Source organism: Desulforhopalus singaporensis, from assembly GCF_900104445.1.
In the GTDB taxonomy this organism is placed as follows: domain Bacteria; phylum Desulfobacterota; class Desulfobulbia; order Desulfobulbales; family Desulfocapsaceae; genus Desulforhopalus_A; species Desulforhopalus_A singaporensis.
In genome coordinates, this window is sequence record NZ_FNJI01000067.1 from 1 (window position 1) to 8,649 (window position 8,649).

Sequence of the window (8,649 nt, forward strand, 5' to 3'; positions counted from 1 at the left end):
AGCCGATCAATTGACAAAGCAAGACCGGAAGAAGGCTAAAAATGCCCGTTATGTAGGCGATGCGATGTCAAAAACGGCAATGATAAAAACTGGAATATTTGATTCGGTCACTGACGAAACGATCGTGTGCCGCTGCGAAGAGGTAACGTATCGAGACATTAGAACTGCTGTTGCGAACGGGGCGAGAGATCTCAATGATCTTAAAAGGAGAACCAGGCTAGGAATGGGGAATTGTCAAGGCACATTCTGTGGCCAAGTTGCCAATGAATTAATGTGGAAAGCGGCCCGGGATAACTGGCCCCGATCACGTTTTACTGTACGACAGCCGCTTCGACCGGTACCAATCGGCTGTATTACTGAAGTTGACAGAGTTGGGCACAAATCAAAGGCAACAGATAAGAGCTAAAGCACTGCCGCGCACAAAATGTCTACACCGGGCAAGCTGAATTGCGATGTCGAAATGCGCTGAATATTCTTTGGCGCGCCCCACCAAAAGAGAAGTCGTTGTGGGGCTTGGATACCTCAGTTTCAATAAAAATTTAATGAGGAAAAGCAGATAACACATAAACAATAAATGGAAAATTGTAATTAGGTGGCTTGTATTAAGACTTAAGCAATAACGGTTATAATTAACATCAAAATTCGTTTTAAGGGCATCGGTCTCGTTGCAAGAATTCGGGAATTTGGTTGGATAAGGAGAGATTTGTGTTGAAGTTTCTTAGGGTAGCCTGAAAATGCAAACTCTTATCATCTCCTGTAGAACATTAAAAATTTCAATTCATCTTGGAGTGTCTTATGAGTACAACACAAATAAAATGTAACCAGAAAGTGGTATTTATAACAGGCGGAGGAAGTGGAATAGGTGCTGCTACAACAGATCTTTTTTTGAAAAAGGGAGCCAAGGTAATAAGTTCCGATTTTAGCTTTCCAGCTGTCGAATTAAGTGATGTAGATTTCAATCTTAATCCAGTTAAGATTCCCTTGGATGTCAGGAATCAGGGACAAGTTTCAAAAGTAATAAATATGATAGTAGAAAAATTCGGAAACCTTGATGTAGTTATAAATTCGGCAGGTATTTTTAAAGAAACTTCAGTTTTTGAAATATCAGAAGATGAATGGGATAATATGATGGCAGTGAATGCTAAAGGAACATTTTTTGTGTGCCAGGCTGCTCTCAGGTATATGATTAAGCAGAAAAATGGATCAATAGTAAACATCTCTTCAGAATCAGGTTTGACGGGTGGAGAATTTTCTGGTGCTCATTATTCAGCTTCAAAGGCAGCTGTTATAGGAATGACCAAATCTTTAGCTAAACTATCAGCTCCTTATGGCGTAAGAGTTAACTCAATAGCACCAGGTACAATTTCTACTCCAATGATCAGCCATTTATTAACCAACTCTGAGACTATTCAAAAGGAAATAGATGAAAATATACCACTTAAGCGTCTTGGAGTTGAAAATATACCTCTTAAGCGTATTGGTCAACCCATTGAAATTGCAAACGTAATTTGTTTTCTTTCATCAGAAGAAGCTTCTTATATTACTGGTGGATGTATTTGTGTAAACGGAGGCACTCTGATGCCATGAAGAGATATCATTATGAGGTTTCGTCGTTAAAAGACTTGGGAAAGAAATTTTTTACTAGTCCACCCTTTCACCAAAAAAAATAAGGATAATGATTATGGAATCTAATAAATTGATAGAGCTGTTGGAAAAGATGCTTCGGATACGTCACTTTGAAGAGAAAGTTGGAAATCTGGCCGCTCGCCGCATGATTTTGGGAAGCGTTCATCTTTATATAGGCGAAGAGGCCGTTGCGGCGGGAGTTTGTGCCAACTTAAGACAAAATGATTTTATAACCTCAACTCACAGAGGCCATGGCCATTGTATTGCCAAGGGCGGAGAATTTCGCTTTATGATGGCCGAATTGTTTGGCAAATCTACTGGTTACTGTCAAGGAAAAGGAGGTTCGCAGCACATTGCCAATTTTGATTTGGGAATCCTTGGTGCCAATGGCATTGTTGGTGGAGGGATGCCAATTGCTAGTGGAGCTGGGTTATCTATCAAAATGCGAAATACGGATCAGGTTGCAGTTTGTTTTTTTGGAGACGGTTGCTGTAATAATGGGGTTTTTCATGAAAGCCTCAATTTGGCAGCAGTCTGGAATTTGCCTGTGGTGTACGTTTGTGAAAACAATCAATATGCGGTTTCTGTGTCAGTAAAGCAGGCAAGTTTGATACATGATTATTACCTCAGGAAAGATGCTTATGGAATAAAAGGGTGCCAGGTAGATGGGAATGACGTTATTGCCGTTTATGAAGCTTCTAAGGAAGCAGTTGAACGGGCGCGTAAAGGAGAAGGGCCTAGTCTAATTGAGTGTAAGACGTATCGTTGGCGGGGTCACTATGAAGGAGAATTCGACAGACATTATACCTATCGAACAAAAAAGGAAATTGAGGAATGGATAGATAAATGCCCGATTGCTCAATTTAAAGCATATTTAATAGAGAACAACATAATAACAGCGGAAAAAATAGATCAATTGGAAGAAGAAATAAAAAGAGAACTATTAGAGGCTGTTGCATTTGCCGAAGATAGCCCAGCTCCGAAACCTGAAGATGCACTGGTTGGATTGTTTGAGAATGAATGAGGGGGAGACCAATACATGAGAGAAATCAGTTATGCAGATGCGGTGGTAGAGGCCATAGAAGAAGAGATGGATAAACATGAAGAGGTGTTTGTCCTAGGCGAAGACATAGGGCGCTATGGCGGGGCTTATTTCGCAAATCCAAAACTTTGGAAGAAATTTGGGGATGAAAGAGTGCGTGATACGCCTATTTCAGAAAGTGCAATTGTCGGTTTTGCACTTGGAGCAGCAATTACTGGGATGCGACCAGTGGCGGAGATAATGTTCAGCGATATTATGACGGTTGCTATGGATCAGATAGTTAATCAAGTGGCTAAAATGCGTTATATGTTTGGAGGAAATGTCAAAGTCCCACTGGTAATACGCACTCCTATAGGAGGATTTCATAACTCCGCAGCCCAGCATTCTCAGAGCCTAGAGAGTTGGTTTGCCCATGTACCGGGGCTAAAAGTAGCGATGCCTTCTTCTCCATATGCTGCTAAAGGATTGCTGAAAACGGCAATCCAATCAAATAATCCAGTCATATTTTTTGAACACATACAGCTTTATCGATTAAAAGGGCCGGTTCCTGAAGAGGAATATTATATTCCATTTGGTGAAGCCAATATATTGAGAGAAGGAACGGATTTAACAGTGGTAGCCTCTGCAGTAATGGTCCATCGGGTAATGAACGTTGCAAATAAACTAGAGGAACAAGGGATACAGATTGAAGTAATTGATCCTCAGACTCTGTGTCCTTTTGATAAAGAAACTATTCTATCGTCCATTAAAAAAACAGGTCGGTTGTTTGTAGTACACCAAGCGTGTAAAACCTGTGGTTTTGGTGCTGAAATAGCAGCCATAGTCGCGGAAGAAGGATTCGATTACCTTATTGATCCTATACAACGCTTAGCGGCTTATGATATTCCTGTACCTTTTGCTTCAAACATGGAAGATTTCGCGATACCAAACGAACAACGGATTCTTTCAGCAATTACTGAATTTCTAGGAAAGTAGGAGGATAGCAGTGGCTAAAGAAGTTATAATACCCAATCTTGGTTTAGTAGTTGAAGCTGTTAAAATTTTGAAATGGCTAAAGTCAGATGGAGAACATGTAGAAAAAGATGAACCGTTGCTGGAGATAGAATCTGATAAAGTCAATATTGAAATAGTTGCTCCAGAATCCGGAGTTTTAGGTAAAATCCTTTATCCAGAGGAATCTGAAGTACCAGTCGGAATGATAGTAGCTATAATAATAGCTGAAGGCGAAACTGTTCCAGATTCATATCTAGAGAAGGCGATGTTGAAAGAATCGACAAAAGATTCAAATAAATTGCCTGCTAAAACTACCCAAGAAGAAACAAAGGATATAAAAGCAGCACCTGCAGCTCAAAAATATGCTGAGAAATACGGTGTCGATCTAACCCTCGTTAAACCTACCGGGCCACACGAGACTATAATGAAAAAAGATGTAGAAAATTACGTATCCTCAAACGTTTTTAAAAATGAATCTCGAAAAATCTCACCAGTTGCCCAAAAAGTGGCAAATATATTAGGTGTTAAATCGGATGATGTCATTGGTACAGGGACCGGAGGCCGTATTGTCAAAGCTGATATAATTCGGAAAGTAAATGAAGGCTGCGATTCAGAAGAGGAGCATGTTTTTGGGAAATGCATATCGATGAATCGTATGCGCAAAGTAATAGCGAAAAGATTGACGGAAAGTGCCTTTACCGCTCCCCATATTCACTTCTTCACTTATGTTGAGATGGATAAGCTACTTGAACTAAAGGGAGAAATTATTGATCAAGTAGAAACAAAAAGTAAAGTACGTGTGTCAATTAATGATTTCATTGTAAAGGCGGTTGCGCTGACAATATCAGATTATCCTATTTTCAATGCAACTCTTCAAGAGGATAACATATATATTAATCCTGATATCAATATTGGACTTGCTGTGGCCTTAAAAGATGGTCTCATTGTTCCAGCGATTCCAAATACGGATCAGTTGGGCTTCGGCCAGATCGCTAGTTATAGAAAAGAAATGGTAGTGAGGGCCAGAGAAGGAAAACTAACAAGAGAAGAAATCGATCGTGGAACATTTACTGTGTCAAGCTTGGCCCAGTTCGATATTGCACATTTTACCGCAATCATTAATCCACCCCAAGTGGCCATCCTCTCTGTTGGCAAGCTTGATGAGAAACTAAGCCTCATAAATGGCGAAGTAAGAAGCAAACAGATAAGTTGCTTTGGGCTTTCAGTGGATCATAGAATTATCGACGGTGCTGTAGCCGCCGATTTCTTGCAATCTATAAAGAAAAAACTTGAAAATCCATCGCTAGCATTTTTGACAATCTAACTATGCTATGGAAAAACTTTTGTTGATCCTTATTCCAAGGAGAAAATGATGCAAAATATGTATGATTTAATCATAATTGGGGCTGGCCCTGGTGGATACGTTGCCGGTATCCGTGCATCACAATTGGGTTTGAAGGCCTGTATTGTTGAAAAGCAAAAAGTTGGTGGTGTTTGCTTGAATGTAGGGTGTATTCCAACAAAAAATATAATCTATCAGGCAGATATATTTGAATCGAGCAAAGAACTAAATAATTTTGGTGTAGAAATAGATACTGAAAAATTTGATTTCACAAAGGTTTTAGAAAAATCTAAGGAATCTGTTGAAACACTTGTAAAAGGGGTTGAAAGTCTACTGAAAAAAAACAAAGTAGACCTTGTCCAGAAACGAGCAAAAATTGTAGGCAGAAATTCAATTATGCTTGATGACGGGAAAGAAATTTACGGACGTAATATAATAATTGCCACAGGATCCCGTCCGTTGCAGATACCAGGTTTTGAATTCGACGAAAAGAAAGTATTGTCATCAACTGGAATTCTCAACCAAAAAAAGCTACCAAAAAAAATCATCATTCTTGGCGGTGGCGCAATAGGTTGTGAATTCGCCCATATCATGAATGCTTTTGGCGTAAATGTAATCATTGTTGAGATGCAAAATCAACTGCTCCCTTTTGAGGATGAAGATAATGTGGCAGTTTTAAATGACTCATTTACTAAGAGAGGCATCGAAATATTGACCAACACCAGGGCATTATCGATAACAAAAACAGATATGGATATAACAGTAACGATAGAAGATTATCAACATAATAAGAGAGATATAAATGCTGACCAGGTATTGTGTGTTTTTGGACGCACACCAAATACCGATGACATTGGACTTGAAAATATTGGTCTTACGACTGAAAAAGGTTACATATCTGTAGACAACAATTATCAAACAGCGGTAAAAAATGTGTTTGCCATTGGGGATGTTGTGGCTACACCGCAACTGGCACATGTTGCATCAAAAGAAGCAGAGATTGCTGTAGAGTACATTGCAAAGAAACATACAAAACTTTGCTTAAATTATGACAATATTCCGTCAGGAATATACTGCGAACCCCAAGTTGCAAGTTTCGGTTTGCGGGAAAAAAAGGCCAAAGAAGAAAACATTCCCTATCGAAAAACAATATTCCCTTATCGTGGCGTCGGCAAAGCGGTTGCCGTTAACAAAACTGAAGGTAAGATAAAAATTTTGACAGATCCTCAAACAGGAGAAATATTGGGAGGCCATATCATAGGTCACGAAGCCACAGAATTAATACATGAATTGTTATTGGCCAAATCTAGCGAACTATTACCCGAGGATATTGGTGATATGATCCATGCACATCCAACGTTTTCTGAGTTGATTAGAGAGGGTATGCTTGCAGTTTTAGGAAAGGCGATTCACTATTAATATTTATTAGATAGCCAAATCTTCAGACGGTGGGTAATTGAAGCTACAGCCTTTAATGTTGGATTCAATTATCTAAAAAAATGAAGGATAAATATCTTAAAGGAGGACACTATGAATCTGTATTCCAAATTCAACCAACACAAGTTAGGCTCCGTATTGGCTATGCTATTTACAATATTTATGTTAGCAAATCCATTGCGAGCGGAACTTCCTGGTAAAGGCAAGACGGTAAGGCCGATAACTAATAATACATTCGAAGAAAGTTTCTGGGATGAGATAATTTCTATAGGACTTAAGCGGCTTGGTTACACCATAGCACCGATAAAGGAACTTGAGATTACCACAATGCATGTCGCTATGGGTCAAGGTGAAGGAGATTATTGCGCGCACCATGCGGTACCGATGCATAATACTTTTTACGAGCGGGCTGGTGGAGATAAAACTATGGTCAAGATTGGGCCTTTCGAGGCTGGCAACTCCCAACAGTATTTTATCGATAAAAAAACTGCTGAACAATATGATATCCATAGTTTTGATCAACTTAAGGATCCAAATATCGCCAAAATATTTGACGAGGATGGCGATGGGAAGGCTGATCTTACTGGCTGTAATCCAGGATGGGGTTGTGAACGTGAGATCGAAAACCATCTTAAATGTTACGAGCTGACGAAAACTGTTACCCACCAACAAGGTACATATTTCGCATTGATAGCAGATACAATCCAGCGTTATAAAAGTGGGCAACCAATTCTTTACTATCTTTGGGAACCAATGTGGGTATCTAGTATTTTAGTACCTGGAACTGACGTGGTGCCATTAACAGTGCCATTCACCTGTTCGCCCCCAGGGCAAAAAAATGCACCAACGACGATTCTTGCAGACGGAAGAAATACTGGATTTAGCGTGATTGATGTCTACATACTTGCCAATAAAAATTTTATCGATGAAAACCCAGCTGCAAAAAAATTCTTTGAACTGTTGAATATCCCAACAGCTGATACGTCGAAAGAAAATTTACTAATTCATCAAGGAGAGAAAACAGTGGAGGATGTTAAACGCCACGCTAAGCAATGGGTTGAGGAAAACCAAGAAAAGTTCGACGGATGGATTTCAGAGGCGTTGAAAGCCAGTCAGTAACCATTGTTGGTAAATCCCTGCTATGCTGATGGGTTATTAGTAATTTATTATTTACATGGAAAAAAAGAAAGCCTCTCCGGGTATGAGCAGATATAAAATATACCAAGGAGAGGCTTTTTTTATGCACAAAACATGTTCGAAAAGAACAAAAAACCCTATATACATGCTAGGATAAATACCAAAGGAATATGCTGAAGCGTGTGATGGATGCGATTTTGTACATTTTGTGACATTAACAATATTTTAGGGAGTGCTTAAATATGGATCTGAAATTGAAGGGGAAAAAGGCAGTAATTACAGCTGGCGCCTCTGGAATAGGGCGCGCTATAGCAGAGGGTCTGGCAAGGGAGGGTGTTGATATTTTTATTGTAGATTTTAACGAAGCACTTGGGAAAAAAGTTACGGGAGAGCTAGAAAAAAAATATAATATCAAGGCATTATCAATTAAAACGGATCTCAGTAAAAGTGACCGCTACAGTGGATTATTTAATCAAATAAAAAATGATTTTGGTGGCATAGACATTTTAATCAATAATGTTGGGATTGCTAGTAGAGAGAAGATTGAAGATGCGAATGATGAAGAATGGCAGTTCAGTTGGAATCTTAATGTAATGGCGGCAGTTAGAATGGCTCGAGGTCTAACACCTATTATGCGGCAAAGGGGAGGCGGGGCAATCATAAACATTGCCTCTACTTATGGAAAACAACCTATGGATGAAAACCCAATTTATTGCGTTACTAAAGCAGCTTTAGTCATGTTTTCTAAGTGTCTGGCTAACGAAGTTGTTGTAGACAATATCCGGGTAAATTGTATCAATCCAGGTTATACACTGACACCTCCTATGAAGAAATACAATGAGTATCTTGCTGAAAAGCTAGGGATTAATGAAAATGAGGTAATCAGACAAATACTTAAAGACGTTCCTGTTGGTAGGTTTGCTTCCCCTGAAGAAATAGCCAACATTGTCGTCTTTCTTTGCTCTCCTTTGGCCAGTTATTGCGTTGGATCCACTTATTTTGTTGATGGCGGATGGCTTCGATCTATCATGTAATTTAGAATGAAATGATCGCCGATGAAATTGAAGGTGAC

At 39.3% G+C, this 8,649-nt stretch carries 8 protein-coding genes; all 8 read left to right on the top strand.

Annotated features, from left to right (window positions below; translation table 11 throughout):
* The coding region (locus BLQ17_RS21030) for a (2Fe-2S)-binding protein (RefSeq protein WP_176761378.1) at positions 1 to 406 on the top strand (406 nt) is incomplete at its 5' end.
* A 389-nt stretch (positions 407 to 795) separates the two neighbouring features.
* On the top strand, positions 796 to 1,587 hold the full coding sequence (locus tag BLQ17_RS21035) for an SDR family NAD(P)-dependent oxidoreductase (protein ID WP_092226135.1): 792 nt from the start codon (positions 796 to 798) through the stop codon (positions 1,585 to 1,587).
* 88 nt (positions 1,588 to 1,675) lie between these two features.
* Complete coding sequence (locus BLQ17_RS21040) at positions 1,676 to 2,650, top strand: thiamine pyrophosphate-dependent enzyme (RefSeq protein ID WP_092226137.1); 975 nt, start codon at positions 1,676 to 1,678, stop codon at positions 2,648 to 2,650.
* 15 nt (positions 2,651 to 2,665) lie between these two features.
* Positions 2,666 to 3,643 (top strand): alpha-ketoacid dehydrogenase subunit beta, encoded by a 978-nt coding sequence (locus BLQ17_RS21045; protein WP_092226139.1) that lies wholly within the window; start codon positions 2,666 to 2,668, stop codon positions 3,641 to 3,643.
* A gap of 10 nt (positions 3,644 to 3,653) precedes the next feature.
* The gene (locus tag BLQ17_RS21050; protein ID WP_092226141.1) at positions 3,654 to 4,985 is read left to right on the top strand and encodes a dihydrolipoamide acetyltransferase family protein; all 1,332 of its coding nucleotides are present in this window, start codon (positions 3,654 to 3,656) and stop codon (positions 4,983 to 4,985) included.
* Positions 4,986 to 5,030: 45 nt separating this feature from the next.
* Positions 5,031 to 6,422 carry a dihydrolipoyl dehydrogenase gene (gene lpdA / locus BLQ17_RS21055; RefSeq protein WP_218121877.1) on the top strand — a complete coding sequence of 464 codons (1,392 nt, stop codon included), beginning with the start codon at positions 5,031 to 5,033 and terminating at the stop codon, positions 6,420 to 6,422.
* Between the two features lie 111 nt (positions 6,423 to 6,533).
* A complete protein-coding gene (gene proX, locus BLQ17_RS21060) occupies positions 6,534 to 7,559 on the top strand; it encodes a glycine betaine/L-proline ABC transporter substrate-binding protein ProX (protein WP_092226144.1) in 1,026 nt (341 codons plus the stop codon).
* A gap of 260 nt (positions 7,560 to 7,819) precedes the next feature.
* Positions 7,820 to 8,611, top strand: coding sequence for an SDR family NAD(P)-dependent oxidoreductase (locus BLQ17_RS21065; RefSeq protein WP_092226145.1), 792 nt, complete (start codon positions 7,820 to 7,822; stop codon positions 8,609 to 8,611).
* Positions 8,612 to 8,649: the final 38 nt, after the last annotated feature.